Origin of the sequence: Rhizobium sp. AP16 (genome assembly GCF_000281735.1) — a bacterium.
Lineage (GTDB): Bacteria > Pseudomonadota > Alphaproteobacteria > Rhizobiales > Rhizobiaceae > Rhizobium > Rhizobium rhizogenes.
The window spans coordinates 186,192-203,725 of sequence record NZ_AJVM01000063.1 but is presented as its reverse complement, the minus strand read 5'-3'; the positions used below and the strand labels follow the sequence as shown (position 1 = coordinate 203,725).

The 17,534-nt window shown below is 62.7% G+C and carries 14 protein-coding genes; 5 read left to right on the top strand and 9 right to left on the bottom strand.

Going from position 1 to position 17,534, the window contains the following annotated elements; translation table 11 throughout:
- Positions 1-18: 18 nt before the first annotated feature.
- The 3 genes from PMI03_RS17455 (at position 19) to secD (ending at position 4,959) form a co-directional block, all read left to right on the top strand.
- Positions 19-1,872, top strand: a complete 1,854-nt coding sequence (locus PMI03_RS17455; RefSeq protein WP_007695689.1) for a cation:proton antiporter — start codon at positions 19-21, stop codon at positions 1,870-1,872.
- Between the two features lie 15 nt (positions 1,873-1,887).
- Positions 1,888-2,307, top strand: a complete 420-nt coding sequence (locus PMI03_RS17450) for a hypothetical protein (protein WP_007695687.1) — start codon at positions 1,888-1,890, stop codon at positions 2,305-2,307.
- 93 nt (positions 2,308-2,400) lie between these two features.
- The gene (gene secD / locus PMI03_RS17445) at positions 2,401-4,959 is read left to right on the top strand and encodes a protein translocase subunit SecD (protein WP_007695685.1); all 2,559 of its coding nucleotides are present in this window, start codon (positions 2,401-2,403) and stop codon (positions 4,957-4,959) included.
- Positions 4,960-5,031: 72 nt separating this feature from the next.
- Here the strand turns inward: secD and PMI03_RS17440 are convergent, their stop codons facing one another.
- The gene (locus tag PMI03_RS17440) at positions 5,032-5,904 is read right to left on the bottom strand and encodes an SMP-30/gluconolactonase/LRE family protein (protein WP_007695683.1); all 873 of its coding nucleotides are present in this window, start codon (positions 5,902-5,904) and stop codon (positions 5,032-5,034) included.
- A 263-nt stretch (positions 5,905-6,167) separates the two neighbouring features.
- On the opposite strand from PMI03_RS17440, the gene PMI03_RS17435 reads away from it, so the two are divergent.
- Positions 6,168-8,237, top strand: coding sequence for an ATP-dependent helicase (locus PMI03_RS17435; RefSeq protein WP_007695681.1), 2,070 nt, complete (start codon positions 6,168-6,170; stop codon positions 8,235-8,237).
- A 2-nt stretch (positions 8,238-8,239) separates the two neighbouring features.
- On the opposite strand, the gene mmsB is transcribed toward PMI03_RS17435, so the two are convergent.
- From mmsB to PMI03_RS17395, 8 genes are read right to left on the bottom strand one after another with little or no spacing between them, the layout of a single operon-like run.
- On the bottom strand, positions 8,240-9,121 hold the full coding sequence (gene mmsB / locus PMI03_RS17430; protein WP_007695679.1) for a 3-hydroxyisobutyrate dehydrogenase: 882 nt from the start codon (positions 9,119-9,121) through the stop codon (positions 8,240-8,242).
- Between the two features lie 22 nt (positions 9,122-9,143).
- Entirely contained in the window at positions 9,144-10,202 is a 1,059-nt protein-coding gene (locus tag PMI03_RS17425; protein ID WP_007695677.1) for an enoyl-CoA hydratase/isomerase family protein, read from the bottom strand.
- A 39-nt stretch (positions 10,203-10,241) separates the two neighbouring features.
- Entirely contained in the window at positions 10,242-11,837 is a 1,596-nt protein-coding gene (locus PMI03_RS17420) for a GMC family oxidoreductase (RefSeq protein WP_007695676.1), read from the bottom strand.
- Between the two features lie 11 nt (positions 11,838-11,848).
- On the bottom strand, positions 11,849-12,832 hold the full coding sequence (locus PMI03_RS17415; RefSeq protein ID WP_007695674.1) for a branched-chain amino acid ABC transporter permease: 984 nt from the start codon (positions 12,830-12,832) through the stop codon (positions 11,849-11,851).
- Positions 12,833-12,834: 2 nt separating this feature from the next.
- Positions 12,835-13,722 carry a branched-chain amino acid ABC transporter permease gene (locus PMI03_RS17410; RefSeq protein WP_007695673.1) on the bottom strand — a complete coding sequence of 296 codons (888 nt, stop codon included), beginning with the start codon at positions 13,720-13,722 and terminating at the stop codon, positions 12,835-12,837.
- A 4-nt stretch (positions 13,723-13,726) separates the two neighbouring features.
- Positions 13,727-14,428 carry an ABC transporter ATP-binding protein gene (locus PMI03_RS17405; protein ID WP_007695672.1) on the bottom strand — a complete coding sequence of 234 codons (702 nt, stop codon included), beginning with the start codon at positions 14,426-14,428 and terminating at the stop codon, positions 13,727-13,729.
- A gap of 2 nt (positions 14,429-14,430) precedes the next feature.
- Positions 14,431-15,213, bottom strand: a complete 783-nt coding sequence (locus PMI03_RS17400; RefSeq protein WP_012650932.1) for an ABC transporter ATP-binding protein — start codon at positions 15,211-15,213, stop codon at positions 14,431-14,433.
- Positions 15,214-15,229: 16 nt separating this feature from the next.
- On the bottom strand, positions 15,230-16,438 hold the full coding sequence (locus tag PMI03_RS17395) for an ABC transporter substrate-binding protein (RefSeq protein ID WP_007695670.1): 1,209 nt from the start codon (positions 16,436-16,438) through the stop codon (positions 15,230-15,232).
- 171 nt (positions 16,439-16,609) lie between these two features.
- Here PMI03_RS17395 and PMI03_RS17390 point away from each other — a divergent pair, with 171 nt between their 5' ends.
- A complete protein-coding gene (locus tag PMI03_RS17390) occupies positions 16,610-17,527 on the top strand; it encodes a LysR family transcriptional regulator (protein ID WP_007695668.1) in 918 nt (305 codons plus the stop codon).
- Positions 17,528-17,534: the final 7 nt, after the last annotated feature.

Genomic DNA, 17,534 nt, shown 5'->3' with positions numbered 1-17,534 from the left:
GTATCGAGGAGATGGCTAATGCCACACGACACGCCTTTGATTTCGACCATCGTCATGGGCCTTGTGCTGGCATTCATTTTTGGCGCCATCGCCAATCGATTCAAACTGCCGCCGCTTGTGGGTTATCTCATCGCCGGCGTGCTTGCAGGCCCGCATACGCCGGGCTTCGTCGCCGACCAAGGTCTTGCACCTGAACTCGCTGAAATCGGCGTCATTCTCCTGATGTTCGGCGTCGGCCTGCATTTTTCGCTGAAAGACCTGCTGTCGGTGCGCGGCATAGCCGTCCCCGGCGCCATCGTCCAGATCGGCTTTGCCACCCTGCTCGGCTGGGGGCTCGGCGCGCTGATGGGCTGGCCGCTCGGCGGCAGCCTGGTCTTCGGCCTAGCGCTCTCCGTCGCCTCGACTGTCGTTCTGTTGAAAGCCCTGCAGGAACGGCGGCTGATCGAGACCGAGCGCGGCAAGATCGCGGTGGGCTGGCTGATCGTCGAGGATCTGGCCATGGTGCTGGCCCTCGTCCTCATTCCCGCCGCCGCCAGCATTTCCGGCGACGGCCATGGCGCGGTCGAGCCGCTATCAGCCGGCATCAACCGGTTGTTCGGCCTCGATATGGGCCTCACCGGCATCATCGCCATGACGCTCTTCAAGGTCGCCGCCTTCGTCGGACTGATGCTGGTCGTCGGCCGGCGGGTTATTCCCTGGATCCTGCATCGCATCGCCCATACCGGCTCGCGCGAACTCTTCCGCCTCGGCGTTCTTGCCATCGCGCTTGGCGTTGCCTTCGGGGCCGCGAAACTCTTCGGCGTGTCGCTGGCGCTCGGCGCCTTCTTTGCCGGCATGATTCTCGCGGAAAGCGAACTCAGCCATCGGGCAGCGCAGGAAAGCCTGCCGCTGCGCGATGCTTTCGCCGTGCTGTTCTTCGTCTCGGTCGGCATGCTGTTCGACCCCAACATCCTGATCGAAAACCCTCTGCCGCTGCTGGCGACGGTGTTCATCATCGTCATCGGTAAATCCGCCGCCGCCTTCTTCATTGTTCTGGCCTTCCGCAAGCCGATGAGTACGGCATTGATCATCTCGGCCAGTCTGGCGCAGATCGGCGAATTCTCCTTCATCCTCGCCGCCCTCGGCGTCGAGCTCGGCCTATTACCAAGCGAAGGCCGCGACCTGATCCTCGGCGGCGCGATCATCTCGATCATCCTCAATCCGCTGGTCTTCTTCGCGTGCGACTGGCTGCGGAAGAGATTGGATGGCAAGCGCCCGAGCGAAGTGCCGGAGGTGGTCGAGCCCGCCGCGCAGGCTGAACAACCCTCGGCAAGCGAAGCTCCTGCGGCCGCTGCCGAACAGCCAGCCCCCGCCGCCATCGACGAGGAGGAGCGCACGGTTACGCTCACCGGCCACGCCATCCTGATCGGTTACGGCCGCGTCGGCAGCATCGTCGGGGAAAACCTCAAATCATCCGGAACGCCCTTCGTGGTCATCGAGGATGCAGAGAAGCGCATCGCCGAGCTGAAGCAGGCGGGGATCGAGACGATCTACGGCAACGCCGCCTCCGCGAAGACCCTCGGATATGCCAATATCGCCGAGGCCCGCAGTCTGGTCATCGCCATCCCCAACACCTTCGAAGCCTGCAGTGCGGCGGAACAGGCGCGCGCCATCAACCCATCGATCCTGATCGTCGCTCGCGCCCATTCCGACGCTGAAATCGACGTGCTCAAGCAATATGGCGCCGATACCGTCATCATGGGAGAGCGGGAAATTGCGCTGGGCATGGTTGACCGGTTGGCTCAAGTGCATCATGACAGGCCGCACTATGAAGACGCGGAGCGTCCTGATATCATGACCGAACCGTCGGAACCTGCTCCGACGAAGGAATGAAGGCATTTATAACCGTTGAACCCGTTCGAATTCGGCGCCGCCGACAACGAAGAGAACGATGAGAGGACGCACCACGCCGGAACGCGCGTGATCGCCTCGCTGTTCGTCGCCTTCTTCGCCTATCTCGGACTGGCGCTCGGTGGCGGCATCAATCTTGCCGCGCGGGCGGATGCGGAAGCCTTTTCCTCGGGCAGGGACAGCCAACCGCTTTACATCGCCCAGCGCGATCCGTTGCGCGGCATGGTCGTCGCCGACCGCTCGGCCCTGCCGAAAGCCACCTGGCACGATATCGGGCCGATAACGCTCGCGGCCATTCCGTCTTTTGGACGTCTCATCGACCCGTGGCAGCCGCGCGATCGCGGCGACGTCACGCGACCGGAAATCTTTACATTTCGCGCCTATCTCGCCCGCGCGCCGCCGGCCAGCTTCGTCTGACCGGTTAACGCGCCCATCGGCGCATCCCCGACATGACCTACGTCCGCCAGCGGCCCCGCCGCTGGCATAAGTGTATTTCCAAGGATAATACCCATGCGCACTTCACGATGGCTGGTGGCACTCTACTCGGTGATCATCGTGCTTGGCTTTCTCGTTGCCTTGCCGAACGTACTTCCGCAGTCGACCCTCAGCAAAATCCCAAACTGGCTGCCGCATAGCCAGGTACCACTCGGCCTCGACCTTCGCGGCGGCTCCTATCTCGTCCTCGAAGTCGATGAGAAGGATCTGACCAACGGCCGGCTGCAATCCTTGCAGCAGGATTCGCGCCGCGTCCTGCGCGACAAGAACATCCTGACCCGCTCGATCGTCCGCAACGGCGACCAGATCGTCGTAACGCTCACCGATCCGACGCAGAGCGGCGATGCGGTGACCCAGCTGCAGACGCTTGCCAACACGATCACATCCGGTCTTTCGGCCGGCCAGTCCGACCTGACGATCGCCCCGAACGCCGGCGCGATCACCATGTCCTTCTCGAAGGCCGGTATCGCCAGCAACGTCGATTCCGCCGTCCAGCAGAGCCTGGAAGTCATCCGCAAGCGTGTCGACCAGGTGGGCGTCGCTGAACCGACCATCCAGCGCGTCGGCCCCAACCGCGTTCTCGTGCAGCTTCCAGGCGCACAGGACCCGTCGCGCCTGCGCGAGCTTCTCGGCTCGACCGCGAAGATGTCCTTCCATCTGCTCGCCGACAATGTCGATCCAAACAATCCCGGCCCCGGCGTCACGATCCTCAAGGACGAGCAGGGCCAGAGCTATCCGGTGCTCGATCGTATCGAGCTTTCCGGCGACCGCCTGACCGACGCCCGCGTCAGCTTCGATCCGAACACGCATGAGCCGCTCGTCACCTTCCGCTTCGACAGCGCCGGCGCCAACCGCTTTGCGGAAATCACCCGCGAAAATGTCGGCAAGCCCTTCGCCATCGTGCTCGACAACAAGGTGCTGAGCGCACCGAATATCCGCGAGCCGATCACCGGCGGTTCGGGCCAGATCTCCGGCAACTTCACCGCCGATAGCGCCACCACGCTCGCAGCCCTGCTGCGCGCCGGCGCCCTGCCGGCCAAGCTGACGGTCATCGAAGAACGCACCGTCGGCGCCGACCTCGGCGCCGATGCGATCCAGAAGGGCATCTATAGCGGCCTGGTGGGCTTCGTCCTGGTTGCCGCCTTCATCTTCGTACTCTACGGCGCCTGGGGGATCCTCGCCAATGTTGCACTGCTGATCCACACGATTCTGACCTTCTCGGCCCTGACGCTGGTCGGTGCCACGCTGACGCTGCCCGGCATCGCCGGCATCGTCCTCGGTATCGGCCTTGCGGTTGATGCCAACGTTCTCATCAACGAACGTATCCGCGAAGAAACCCGCAAGGGCCGCGGTGCCTTCGCCGCCATCGATAACGGCTTCAGGAAGGCCTATTCGACGATTATCGACGGCAACATGACAGCCCTGATCGCGGCTGCCATCCTGTTCTACTTTGGCTCCGGCCCGGTTCGCGGCTTTGCCGTCACCATGGGTCTCGGCCTCATTATCTCGATGTTCACCTCCGTCGCCTTCGTGCGCGTCGTGATGATCGCCATCACCCGTCGCCGCAAGCTGAAGGTGCTCAACATCAGGCCGCTGATCCCCTTCAGCCCCTATGACAAGCACATTCACTTCATGAAGGCCCGCTTCTTTGGCGTCACCGTCTCGGCGATCCTGTCGATCGCCTCGGTGGTACTGTTCATCCATCCGGGCCTCAACTACGGCGTCGATTTCCGCGGCGGCATCCAGATGTCGGTCAAGACCAAGGACGCGGCCGACTTGTCGACGTTCCGCGAGGGCCTGAACACACTCGGCCTCGGCGAAATCTCACTGCAGTCTTTCGGCGACAACAACAGTATCCTTGTCCGCGCCCAGCGCCAGGACGGCGGCGAAGAGGCACAGACAGCCGCGGTGACCAAGCTCAAGGCAGAAATCACCAAGATCGACCCAGCCGCGACCATTGAAGGCACCGATGTCATCGGTCCGAAGGTCTCGGGCGAGCTTGCCTGGGCCGGCATCCTGTCGGTCGTGATCGCCAGCCTGGCGATGCTCGTCTACATCTGGGTGCGGTTCGAATGGCCGTTCGCGGTCGGCGCCATCGTCACGTTGGTCCTCGACGTCACCAAGGCGATCGGCTTCTTCGCGATCACCGGCCTCGATTTCAACCTGACGGCCATCGCCGCGATCCTGACGCTTGTGGGATACTCGGTGAACGACAAGGTTGTGGTCTATGACCGTATGCGTGAAAACATGCGGCTCTACAAGTCGATGCCGCTGCGCGACATCATCGACAAGTCGATCAACGAGACCCTGGCGCGAAGCCTCTATACCAACGCCACCGCCTTCCTGGCGCTGGTGCCGATGGCGATCTGGGGCGGCAGCGCCGTCTCCAGCTTCGCGATCCCGATGGTGTTCGGCATACTTGTCGCTGGCGCCTCGTCGATCTTCATTGCCGCGCCGATCCTGCTCTTCCTCGGCGACTGGCGCCGCCGCCATGCCAAGCCCGTCGCCAACGATGCCGCACCGGCAGACGGCAAGTCCGGCAAGGACAACAAGCAGATCCCGGCCGCCGAATAAGCAGCGGATCGACATGAATGAGGACGTGCCCGGTCTCCGGGCACGTCCAAGCGGTCTTCAGGCTGGATCACTCTAGATCGACGGCATATGCAGCGGCAGCCCCGGACGTGGCGCCACTATTCTTTCCAAAGCACCGTTTTCCTGCTCGCTAATGAGCACATATTTTCCGTCGGGCGTGAAGGCGATGTTGCCCGGCCGCATGCCGTTGGTGCGGATCCGGCCGGTAATCTTTCCGGCGGGATCGATCAGGCAGACTTCGCCCAGCCCGTAGAGCGCGCAATAAAGCACGCCATCGCGATCGAAGGCCATGCCCGCAGGGCCGCGCAGCGCCGTGACGGCGGGCGTCGGTATCACCTGTGCAAACAGCTCTTGCCGTGCGCCGACGACCTGACGATGGATTTTCCCGGTCAGGGTCTCGCTGTAATAGAGCCGCCCGTCCGAACCGAAGGCGATGCCGCTGGCATGGAGCAGGCCGGTCGCGAGCACCCGCAACACGCGGCCCTCGCCGGGGTCGATCTGATAGACGCGGCCATTATAGGGAGCTCGGAAGAAATCCGGATTGATATCGGAGCCTTCGTGCAGATCGGAGGCGCGGACACCGGAATCGGTCATATAGAGCAAGCCGTCCGGGCCGAAGGCAAGATCGTTCGGATAGAGAAACGGGCCGTCGCTGCCGCCTTCGATGACCTGCAGCGTCCGGCCTTCCGGCGAGAGGCGAACCAGGGAATTTTCAGGGCCGCCGGCTACCCAGAAGCAATTGTTGCCATCGACAGCGAGGCCGCTTGGCAGGCCGCCGGGTCGGCAGACCTCATGACGTGTCCCGTTGGCGGCAATCACGCTCAGGCAGCGGCGACTGTCGCCCATCTCCACCAGCGCGACGCGCCCATCCGGCAGACCAACCGGCCCTCCAGGCTGGCGCAATCCGGTGGCGATTGTCTCGTTCATGCTCGGGACCCCTCACCTCTGCGCTCCAAAAATCGACTGTCACAAATGTTACATAAGTACGCAAAAGGCCGTTTTCGAGCAGGCATTCGTTAAATCTGAAGTAGTTCCTCGGCGGGAAGGTCACATCGGCGTGTAAAACCGGCCGAACTTGACAGTTTTGGACAATTGGGAACATTCATCGAACATTCGGATATGATTGCGATCGTGATTCGCCGCCGATTCCGCATTCGCGCGCCTGCCGTGCGAAGCCTTCAGGAGAGCCCATGAGCGCCGCCTATCTGGAAAAGCTGAACCCGGAGCAGCGGCTGGCGGTGGAGCACGGCACCACGGTCGAAGGCAGCCATATTGCCGGGCCGCTGCTGGTGATTGCCGGCGCCGGCTCCGGCAAGACCAACACGCTCGCCCACCGCGTCGCACATCTGATCGTCAAGGGCGCCGATCCCCGCCGTATCCTGCTGATGACCTTTTCCCGACGCGCCGCCGCCGAAATGGGCCGCCGCGTCGAGCGCATCTGCCGCGAGGTTCTCGGCGCCAATGCCGGCATCATGGCCGACGCGCTCGCCTGGACCGGCACGTTTCACGGCATCGGCGCACGGCTTCTCAGGGATTATGCCGAGCAGATCGGCCTTGACCCAGCCTTCACCATCCATGACCGCGAGGACAGTGCCGACCTGATGAACCTCATTCGGCACGATCTCGGCTTCTCCAAGCTGGAAAGCCGCTTCCCGACCAAGGGAACGTGCCTTGCCATCTATTCCCGCGCCGTCAATTCCGAAGCGCCGCTCGAAGAGATGCTGCGCGATTTCTTCCCCTGGTGCGCCACTTGGGACAAGCAGCTGCGCGACCTCTTTGCCGCCTATGTCGAGGCCAAGCAGGCGCAGAACGTCCTCGATTACGACGACCTGCTGCTCTACTGGGCGCACATGCTGCACGAACCGCTGATCGCGGAAGACATTGGCGGCCGCTTCGACCATGTGCTGGTCGACGAATATCAGGATACCAACCGGCTGCAATCGTCGATCCTGCTGGCGCTGAAGCCCGATGGCCAGGGGCTGACCGTGGTCGGCGACGATGCGCAGTCGATCTATTCCTTTCGCGCCGCGACGGTGCGCAATATTCTCGATTTCCCCACCGCCTTCACGCCATCAGCCAATATCGTCACGCTCGACCGTAACTATCGCTCGACGCAGCCGATCCTTGCCGCCGCCAATGCGGTCATCGACCTCGCCTCCGAGCGCTTCACCAAAAACCTGCGCACGGAGCGGCAGAGCGCCGAGCGCCCGCGGCTGGTGACGGTGCGCGACGAGGCCGATCAGGCGCGCTATATCGCCGACCAGGTGCTGGAAAACCGCGAGAGCGGCGCGAAGCTGAAGCAGCAGGCCGTGCTGTTTCGCACCTCAAGTCACAGCGGACCGCTGGAAATCGAGCTCACCCGCCGCAACATTCCGTTCGTCAAATTCGGCGGACTGAAGTTTCTCGACAGCGCCCATGTCAAGGATATGCTGGCCGCTCTCCGCTTTGCCCAGAACCCGCGCGATCGCGTCGCCGGCTTCCGGCTGATGCAGCTGCTTCCGGGCGTCGGCCCCTCGACCGCGCAGCGCGTGCTCGACCATATCGGTGAAGAAGCCAGTCCGATGGCCGCTCTTGCCGAGTTTCCTGCACCGCCGCGCTCGGGCGAGGACTGGACGGGTTTCGTTGCGACCATGCAGGAACTGAAAAGCGGCAAGGCGGGATGGCCGGCGGAAATCGGTCTCGTGCGGCAATGGTACGAGCCGCATCTGGAGCGGGCACATGAGGATGCCTCGACGCGGCTGGCGGATCTGATCCAGCTCGAGCAGATTGCCGGCGGCTACGGCTCGCGCGAACGCTTCCTCACCGAACTGACGCTCGACCCGCCGGACGCCACCAGCGACCAGGCGGGTGTACCGCTGCTCGACGAGGATTATCTCATCCTCTCGACCATCCATTCCGCCAAGGGTCAGGAATGGACGAAGGTCTTCCTCCTTAACGTTGTCGATGGCTGCATCCCGGCCGACCTCGCCGTTGGCTCGTCCGCCGAGATCGAGGAGGAGCGGCGGCTGCTCTATGTCGCCATGACGCGCGCCAAGGACGGCCTCGACCTGGTCATTCCGCAACGCTTCTTCACCCACGGCCAGCATGCGCAGGGCGACCGGCATGTCTTCGCCTCGCGCACCCGCTTCATTCCGGTGACTTTGCTGCAGTTCTTCGAAGTCTGCGGCTGGCCGCAGGCGCGATCAGACAGCCCCGCCGCGATCCAGGCGCGGCAGGTGCGCGTCGATGTCGGCGCGCGGATGCGCGGCATGTGGCGGTGACGTCAGTTTAACTCCCGGAACATCTCGATGATCGCCGAGAAATCGCGGCCGCCATTGCCCTGCTTTTCGAACAGCGCGAAGAGTTGTGCTGCCTCGGCGCCCAGCGGCGTCGATGCGCCGCTCGACAATGCCGCTTCCTGCGACAGGCGCAGATCCTTCAGCATCAGCGCCGCCGCAAAGCCGGGTTTGTAGTCGTTGTTGGCGGGTGACGTCGGCACCGGGCCCGGCACCGGGCAATAGGTGTTGATCGACCAGCATTGGCCTGAAGATGTCGAGGCGACGTCGAACAGCGCCTGATGCGAGAGGCCGAGCTTTTCGCCGAGAACGAAGGCTTCGCAGACGCCGATCATGGAAATGCCGAGGATCATGTTGTTGCAGATCTTCGCAGCCTGGCCGGCGCCGGCATCGCCGCAATGGACGATCTTCTTTCCCATCACTTCCAAAAGCGGCTTGGCAGCCGCAAAACTCTCCGACGAGCCGCCGGCCATGAAGGTGAGCGTTCCCGCCGCCGCGCCGCCGGTGCCGCCGGAAACCGGCGCGTCGAGCGACAGGCAACCGACATCCCCGGCCATGGCGTGCGCCTTGCGGGCGCTGTCGACATCGATGGTGGAGCTGTCGATCAGCAAGGTGCCCTTCGGCACCGAGCGCAAGATGTCGGTCCAGACGGTTAGCACGTGCTGACCTTTCGGCAACATGGTGATGACGGCTTCGGCGTCCGCCAGTGCCTCGGTCAGCACGCTTGCGGCCTTGACGCCCGTCGCCTCCGCTGCCTTCAGCATGTCATGCGAGAGGTCGAAGCCGATGACGGCGTGGCCGGCCTTGACCAGATTGGCGGCCATAGGGCCACCCATATTGCCGAGCCCGATGAATGCGATCCGTGTCATGATGCTCTCCTCCCATTCTCTCTTACGCTGCGAAAAGCGGCGGTTGCGCCGGTACGAAGAAGCGCTCGATGGCGGCGGCATCGACATCAGCAAGGCTTGCCGGCAACCATTTCGGATTACGGTCCTTATCGATGACAGCGGCACGCACGCCTTCGTAGAAGTCCGGATTATACAATATGCCGAGGCAGGCACCGAGTTCACGATTGAGGCATTCGGCAAGGCTGGCGCTCGCCCGGCCGGCACGCAGAAGCCGCAAGGTCAATTTCAGGCTGGTCGGCGAGCGGGTGCGGATCGCCTCAGCCGTTTCAGCGGCGAAATCGCCGGGCTCACGCGCTAGCCCCTGCAGGATATCCTCGACCGTGTCATGCGCCAAAGCCCGGTCGATTGCATCGCGGTTGGCAGCAAGACGGCTTTCGCCGGCATCGAGAGCCAGGCCTGCAATTGCCCTGTGCACATCTGTCGGCAATGCGGCGGAAGGCAGCGCAGCGATCGTCTCGATCAAGACCAGCAAATCCGAAGAGGCAATGGAATGATCGGCCAACTCCGCATGGATGGCATCGGCGGCATTGATGGCGAGACCGGTCAAACCCATCCAGGTGCCGGTTTCACCGGGCATGTGCGACAGCAGCCATGTGGCGCCGACATCGGGGAAATAGCCGATGCCGGTTTCCGGCATGGCAAGCCGCGTGCGCTCGGTGACGACACGGTGGCTACCATGCGCCGAGAGACCGACGCCGCCACCCATGGTGATGCCGTCCATCAGCGCCACATAAGGCTTGGGATAATGGGCAATGGCATGGTTGAGACGGAACTCCTCGCGCCAGAAGGTCTCGGCGCCATCCGATTTTTCCTTGCCGCTCTGGTGCAGCAGGCGGATGTCCCCGCCGGCGCAGAAGGCCCGTTCACCCTCCCCCTTGATGATGACGCTGGCGATGGAGGGATCGGCAGCGAAATCATCCAGCGCCGTCGCAATCGCCCGGATCATCGGCAATGTCAGGCTGTTCAGCGCCTGCGGCCGGTTGAGGCGGATGAGACCCGCCGATCCCCGGCGCTCGATGATGACCTCGTCCGTGCTGTCCATTCGAATCTCCCTATCCTTGCTTCCCTAATCAATAGGCGCTCAGCGGTTGTCGGCAAGGATCATCTCGGCGGCTTTTTCGGCAATCATGATGGTCGGCGAGTTGGTGTTGCCCGACGTGATTGACGGCATCACCGAGGCATCGGCGATCCGGAGCCTTGCCAGCGCCCGGAACCGCAAGCGCGGATCGACTACGCTCAGCGGATCGCCGCCCATGCGGCAGGTGCCGACCGGATGAAAGATCGTCGTGCCGATATCGCCGGCGGCGCGATCGAGATCGGCATCGGTCTGATAGGACGGGCCGGGCTTGAACTCTTCCGGCCGAAACCTGGCGAAAGACGGCTGCGCCACGATCCGCCGCGTCAGGCGGATGGAGCGCACAGCGATTTCGCGGTCGCGCGATGCCGAGAGATAGTTTGGGCTGATCGCCGGCTGCATGGCGAAATCGGGGCTTCGGATATGCACCGAGCCGCGGCTCTCGGGCCTCAGATTGCAGACGCTGGCGGTGATCGCCGGAAAGGGATGGACGGGATCGCCGAACTTGTCGAGCGAGACCGGCTGCACATGATATTGCAGATCCGGCGTTTCCTTGTCCGGGCCGGAACGGGTGAAGATGCCGAGCTGGCTCGGGGCCATCGCCATCGGCCCGGAGCGGCGGACGAGATATTCGAGCCCGATCGCCGCCTTGCCGAACATCGACGTCGCCTTCTCGTTCAAGGTCGGCACGCCTGTTACCTTATAGGCCATGCGCAGCTGCAGATGATCCTGCAGGTTCTCGCCGACCGCCTTCACCTCACGCACCACCTCAATACCGGCCTCGCTCAACACCTCTCCGCGGCCGATGCCGGAGAGTTCGAGGATTTGCGGCGAGCCGATCGACCCGGCCGACAAGACCGTCTCCCTGGTCGCATAGGCGCGCTTCGCCACCCCGTCATGCTGGAATTCGACGCCGGTAACGGCATCGCCCTCGATGATGAGGCGGCGCACCTGTGCCTTGGTGAGGACGCTGAGATTGCCTTGCTTTAACGCTGGCCGCAGGAAGGCTTTCGACGTGTTCCAGCGGATGCCGGAGCGCTGGTTGACATCGAAATAGCCGGAGCCTTCATTATCGCCGCGATTGAAATCCGCAGTTTCCGGAATGCCGGCTTCTCGCGCCGCCGCCTGGAAGGCATCGAGCACGGCCCAGCGTACGCGGGCCTTTTCGACCCGCCATTCGCCGCCGGCGCCGTGCATCTCGTCCTTGCCCCTGTGGTGATCCTCGGACTTCACGAAATAGGGGAGAACATCATCCCAGCCCCAGCCGGCACAGCCGAGCTGCCGCCAGAGATCATAGTCGCGCGCCTGCCCGCGCATATAGATCATGCCGTTGATCGAGGAGCAGCCGCCGAGCACCTTGCCGCGCGGATAGTTCAGTGCGCGGCCGTTCAGCCCCTCTTCCGGCGTGGTGGTAAAGCACCAGTCAGTGCGGGGATTGTTGATGCAATAGAGGTAGCCGACCGGAATGTGGATCCAGTGGTAATTATCATTGCCCCCTGCCTCCAGCAGCAGCACCCTGGTGTTGCGATCCGCCGACAGCCGGTTAGCCAGCACGCAGCCGGCACTGCCGGCACCGATGATGATGTAGTCGAAGCGATCCATGTCCTGCCAGCTTAACGTCGATATTCAAATCCCAGCTTCCGTCCCAGCCGCGACGCATAGAACTCGCCGATGATGCCTCGGCGGAAGAGCAGGACGCAGACCATAAAGACGATGCCGGTGATGATGGTGACGGGGAAATCCGAGGTGGCGAGATAGTTTTCCAGCGTCGCCACCAGGCCGGCGCCGAAGAGCGGGCCGATCAAGGTGCCGATGCCGCCGAGGAGCGTCATGAGGATCACCTCGCCGGACATCTGCCAGGCGACGTCGGTGAGCGTCGCGAACTGGAAGACCAGCGCCTTGACCGCGCCGGCGAGCCCGGCCAGTGCGGCCGACATGACGAAGGCGCCGAGCTTGTAGCGCGCCACGGAATAACCAAGCGAAATCGCCCGCTGCTCGTTTTCACGGATCGATTTCAGGATCATGCCGAAGGGTGAATTGATGAAGCGCCAAATGATCAGCACGCTGATGATGAACACCGCCAGCACGAAGTAATACATGTTGAACGCGTTGTTCAAATCGAGAATGCCTAGGAGATAGCCGCGCGGCACCGACTGGATGCCGTCCTCGCCCTTGGTGAACTCCGCCTGCAGGCAGAAGAAATAGAACATGTAGGAGAGCGCCAGGGTGATCATGGAGAAATAGATGCCCTGGCGGCGGATGGCGACGAAACCCATGATCAGGCCGAGCAGCGCCGCGCCGCCGACGCCGATCAATATGCCAAGTTCCGGCGGCAGGCCCCATTCCTTCACCGCATGCGCGGTGAAATAGGCAGCGCCGCCGAAAAAGGTCGCATGGCCGAAGGACAGCAGCCCGGTATAGCCGAGCAGCAGGTTGAAGGCGCAGGCAAACAACGCGAAGCACAGCACCTTCATGACGAAGATGGGATAGATGAAGAACGGCACCCAGATCAGAACGACGAGGCCGGCGACCAGCAGCAGCTTTTGCACTGTCAATGCCGGGCGTGTGCTGGATTTGGGCGAGGTGATATCGGTCATTGTCACACATCCCGGCCAAAGAGGCCCGCGGGCCTGAGGAGCAGCACGATCGCCATGATCACGAAGATGACGATATTAGAGGCTTCCGGATAGAAGACCTTGGTCAGGCCCTCGGCAACCCCCAGCATATAGCCGGTGACGATGGCGCCCATGATCGAGCCCATGCCGCCAACGACCACGACGGCAAAGACGATGATGATCATGTTCGATCCCATCAGCGGCGAGACCTGGTAGATGGGTGCCGCCAGCACGCCGGCAAAAGCCGCAAGCGCCACACCGAAACCATAGGTCAGCGTCAGAAGCACCGGGACGTTGACGCCGAAGACCTGCACGAGCACCGAATTTTCCGTCGCGGCGCGCAGATAAGCGCCGAGCTTGGTCTTTTCGATCAGCAGCCAGGTGCCGATGCAGACCACGAGCGAGGCGACGACCACCCAGCCGCGATAGACCGGCAGGAACATGAAACCGATGTTCTTCGCGCCTGCGAGCGCCGACGGCACCGCATAGGGCTGGCCCGAGGAGCCATAGAGATAGCGGAAGGTGCCCTCGATGGTCAGCGCCATGCCGAAGGTGAAGAGCAGGCCGTAAAGCGGATCGATCGTGTAGAGCTGCCGCAGGCATAGCCGCTCGACCACAGCGCCGAACAGGCCAACAATCAGCGGCGCCAGCACCAGCACCGGCCAGTAACCGATGCCGGCATAGGCAAGCAGCAGATAGGCGGTGAAGGCGCCGAGCATGTAGAAGGCGCCATGGGCGAAATTGATCACCCGGAGCATACCGAAGATGATCGCGAGCCCGAGGCTCAGAAGCGCATAGAAGGAGCCGTTGATCAGCCCGATCAACAATTGGCCGAGAAGCGCCTGGAGTGGAATGCCGAATATCGTGGTCATGGCGTCAAACCCCCAGAACCTTGTGCAGCATGCCCATCCGTTCCGGCAATTCGCCGACCGGAAATTCCGCAACCATCTGGCCGTGATCCATCAGATAGAAGCGATCGGCAATGCGGCTCGCGAAGCGGAAGTTCTGCTCGACCAGAAGAATGGTCATGCCGCGCTCCCGCAACTTCCTCAGCACCTCGCCGATGCGCTGGACGATGACGGGGGCGAGCCCTTCCGTCGGTTCATCAAGCAGCAGCATGCGGACGCCGGTGCGTAGGATGCGGGCCATGGCGAGCATCTGCTGCTCCCCGCCGGAAAGCTTGGTGCCGGGGCTGTTGCGGCGTTCGTGCAGATTGGGAAACAGCTCGAAAATCTCGTCCACGGTCATACCGCCCGCAGCCACCACCGGCGGCAGCATCAGGTTTTCGTGGACGGTGAGCGTCGAGAAGATGCCACGCTCCTCCGGCACGAAGCCGATGCCCTTATGCGCCGTCTTGTGCAGCGGCACCTGCATCATGTCGGCGCCGGCAAAGGCGATCCTGCCCTTGCGCGCCCGGACGATGCCGACGATGGTGCGCAGCGTCGTCGTCTTGCCGACGCCATTGCGGCCGAGAATAGTGATAGTCTCGCCCTCGGCGACATTCATGTCGACGCCGTGCAATATGTGGCTTTCGCCATACCAGGCGTTGAGGCCCTGGACTTCGAGCAGTGCTGCCATCGTCAGTCCTCCTCCGTGCCCATATAGGCCTCGCGGACGCGCGGGTCCTGGCTGACCGTGGCGTAATCGCCGGCGGCAAGGATCTCGCCGCGCTGCAGCACCGTGACATGGTGGCAGATATTGGCGACGACGGAGAGATTGTGCTCGACCATCAGCACCGCGCGGGTACGCGCCACCTCGCGGATGATGGCGGAGACGGTGTTGACGTCCTCCAGCCCCATGCCGGCCATCGGCTCGTCGAGCAACAGCACCTTCGGATCGAGCGCCAGCGTCGTTGCGATCTCCAGCACGCGCTTGCGGCCATAGGAGAGATCGGCGGCGACGGCATCGCGCTCCTTCGTCAGGCCGACGGCCGCGAGCAGTTGCTCGGCGCGGTCGTCAAGGCTCGCCAGTGCCGAGACCGGCAGCCAGAATTGATGCGCCAGATTGTTCGACCGCTGCAAGGCGACACGGACATTGTCGAGCACGGTCAGATGCGGAAAGACGGCAGAGATCTGGAAGGAGCGCACCAGTCCCATGCGCGCCACCTTGTCCGGCTTCGTTCGGGTGATATCGGTGCCAAGCAGGGTGATAGTGCCATGCGTCGGCTGCAGGAACTTGGTGAGCAGGTTGAACACCGTCGTCTTGCCGGCGCCGTTCGGACCGATGAGGGCGTGGACGCTGGCATCATGCACGTCGAGATCGACATTCTTGACGGCCGTGAAGCCGCCGAAATCGCGGCGAAGACCACGGGCGGACAAGACCACCCGTGGCACTTCCTGTTGCTTTGTCGCGGGTATCGCCATCAGGTCGCCCGCGTTGTCATGGCTTGACCAGATCGCAGCCGCTCTTGGCCGGATCGATATAGGCTTCCTTGCCGGGAATGGTCGCCAGCACGTTGTAGTAGTCCCACGGCTCCTTACTCTCTTCGGGTTTCTTGACCTGAAGGAGATACATGTCGTGGATCATGCGGCCATTCGCGCCGACCGTGCCTCCGCGTCCGAAGACGTCATCGACCGGCATTTCGTGCAGCTCCTTGGCAACCGCTTCGGTGTCGTCGGTGCCGGCCTTCTGCACAGCCTTCAGATATTGCAGCACGGCGGAATAGGTGCCGGCATGGATCATGTTCGGCATCTTGCCGGTGCGGGCAAAGAAGCGCTTGCCGAATTCGCGGCTCTTGTCGTCGAGGTTCCAGTAATAGCCCTCGGTCAGCGTCAGCCCCTGCGCCGCCTGCAAGCCGAGGCCATGGACTTCGGCGAGCGTGAAGAGCAGCGCCGCCAGATGCTGACCGCCCTGGGTGATGCCGAATTCCGACGCCTGCTTGATGGCGTTCGCCGTGTCGAGGCCGGCATTGGCAAGACCGATGACCTTGGCGCCGGACGATTGCGCCTGCAGCAGGAAGGACGAGAAATCGTTGGTCGAGAGCGGATGGCGCACCGAACCGAGGATCTTGCCGCCGCTTGCCTTGACGTAATCCCCGGTCTGCTGCTCCAGCGAATAGCCGAAGGCATAGTCGGCGGTCAGGAAGAACCAGGTATCTCCCCCCTGCTTGACCAGAGCACCGCCGGTGCCGACGGCCAGCGCATGCGTGTCATAGGCCCAGTGAAAGCCATAGGGCGAGCACTGCTTACCGGTGAGATCCGTCGTCGCCGCGCCGGTGACGATATCGATCTTCTTCTTTTCCTTGGCGACGGCCTGCACGGCGAGCGCCACCGACGAGGTCGTCAGCTCCATGATGGCATCGACCTTATCCTGGTCATACCATTGCCTGGCGATGTTGGAGGCGATGTCCGGCTTGTTCTGGTGATCGGCATTGATGATCTCGATCGGCACGCCCAGCACCTTGCCGCCGAAATCCTCCGCAGCCATCTTGGCCGCTTCCACCGAGGACTTGCCGCCGAAGTCGGCATAGACGCCCGACTGGTCGTTCAGAATACCGATCTTCACCACACCGTCGGACGCACCAGCCGCGAAGGCGGCGGTGCCGGATGCAAGCAGAAGTGCCAGGGATGCAATGAGACTCTTTCGCATATCCTCTCCTCCCAGAGATTTGGCAAACATGAATCTGTTCAAAATTGGCGAGCCGTTCTCCTCAAAACGACTTTCCTAACATTCAAGATCACGGAAATCGTGCGTTGACGCAAGCGGTGTTTGGAACTAATTCCAAACAAGGTCTGTTCATTTTTGAACAGAAGGGAAGACATGAAGAGCGCGCCGCATTTCACTTGGGACGATCTGCAATTTTTCCTGGCCGTGGCGAGGACGGGGCAGCTTTCGACCGCCGCACGGCAATTGCGCAGCAGCCACGCCACCGTCTCACGCCGCATCGACCGGCTGGAATTCGCCTTGAAGGTCAAGCTCTTCGAGCGCAATCCGCGCGGTTACGTGCTGACAGGCATGGGCCAGCGCTTCATCGACACGGCCGAGCGGATGGAACAGGAAACCGAGCGGCTGCGGGCGGACCTGACTGTCGGCTCGGCGGCGCAGCGCGGCGTGGTACGCATCAGCGCGCCGGAAGGTATTTCCAACTTCTTCTTCACCACCATGCTGCCGGAGTTCACCGCGCGCTATCCGAACATCTCGCTGGAGCTGGTGACGATCCAGCAGATCATGTCGCTGTCGCGCAAGGAAGCCGATATCGTCGTCGTGCTCGACCCGCCGAAAGCCGGCCCCTACTTCACCGAGAAACTCACCGACTACCATCTGCAGGTTTATGGATCACGGGACTACCTTGCCAACCACCCGCCGGTCGAAAGCCGTAACGATCTGCCGGACCATGCCTTCGTCGGCTACATCGAAGACATGATCTTCGCGCCCGGTCTCGATTATCTCGGCGATATCCATCCGCGCATCAAGCCGCAATTCCAGAGTTCCAGCATCTTCGCGCAATTGACGGCGACGAAGAACGGGCTTGGGCTCTGCGTATTACCCTACTTCATCGCCTGCCGGCATCCGGATCTTCAGATGGTGCTGCCGGATGACGTCGACCTGAAGCGTCACTACTGGATCACCTGCCACCGCGACCTGCGCCAGTCGCCGCGTGTGCGTACTGTTATCGATTTTCTGATGGAAGCAGTGCACCGCAATGCCCCGGCCTTTCTCGGCCACGGATCGGCTTGAATATCCG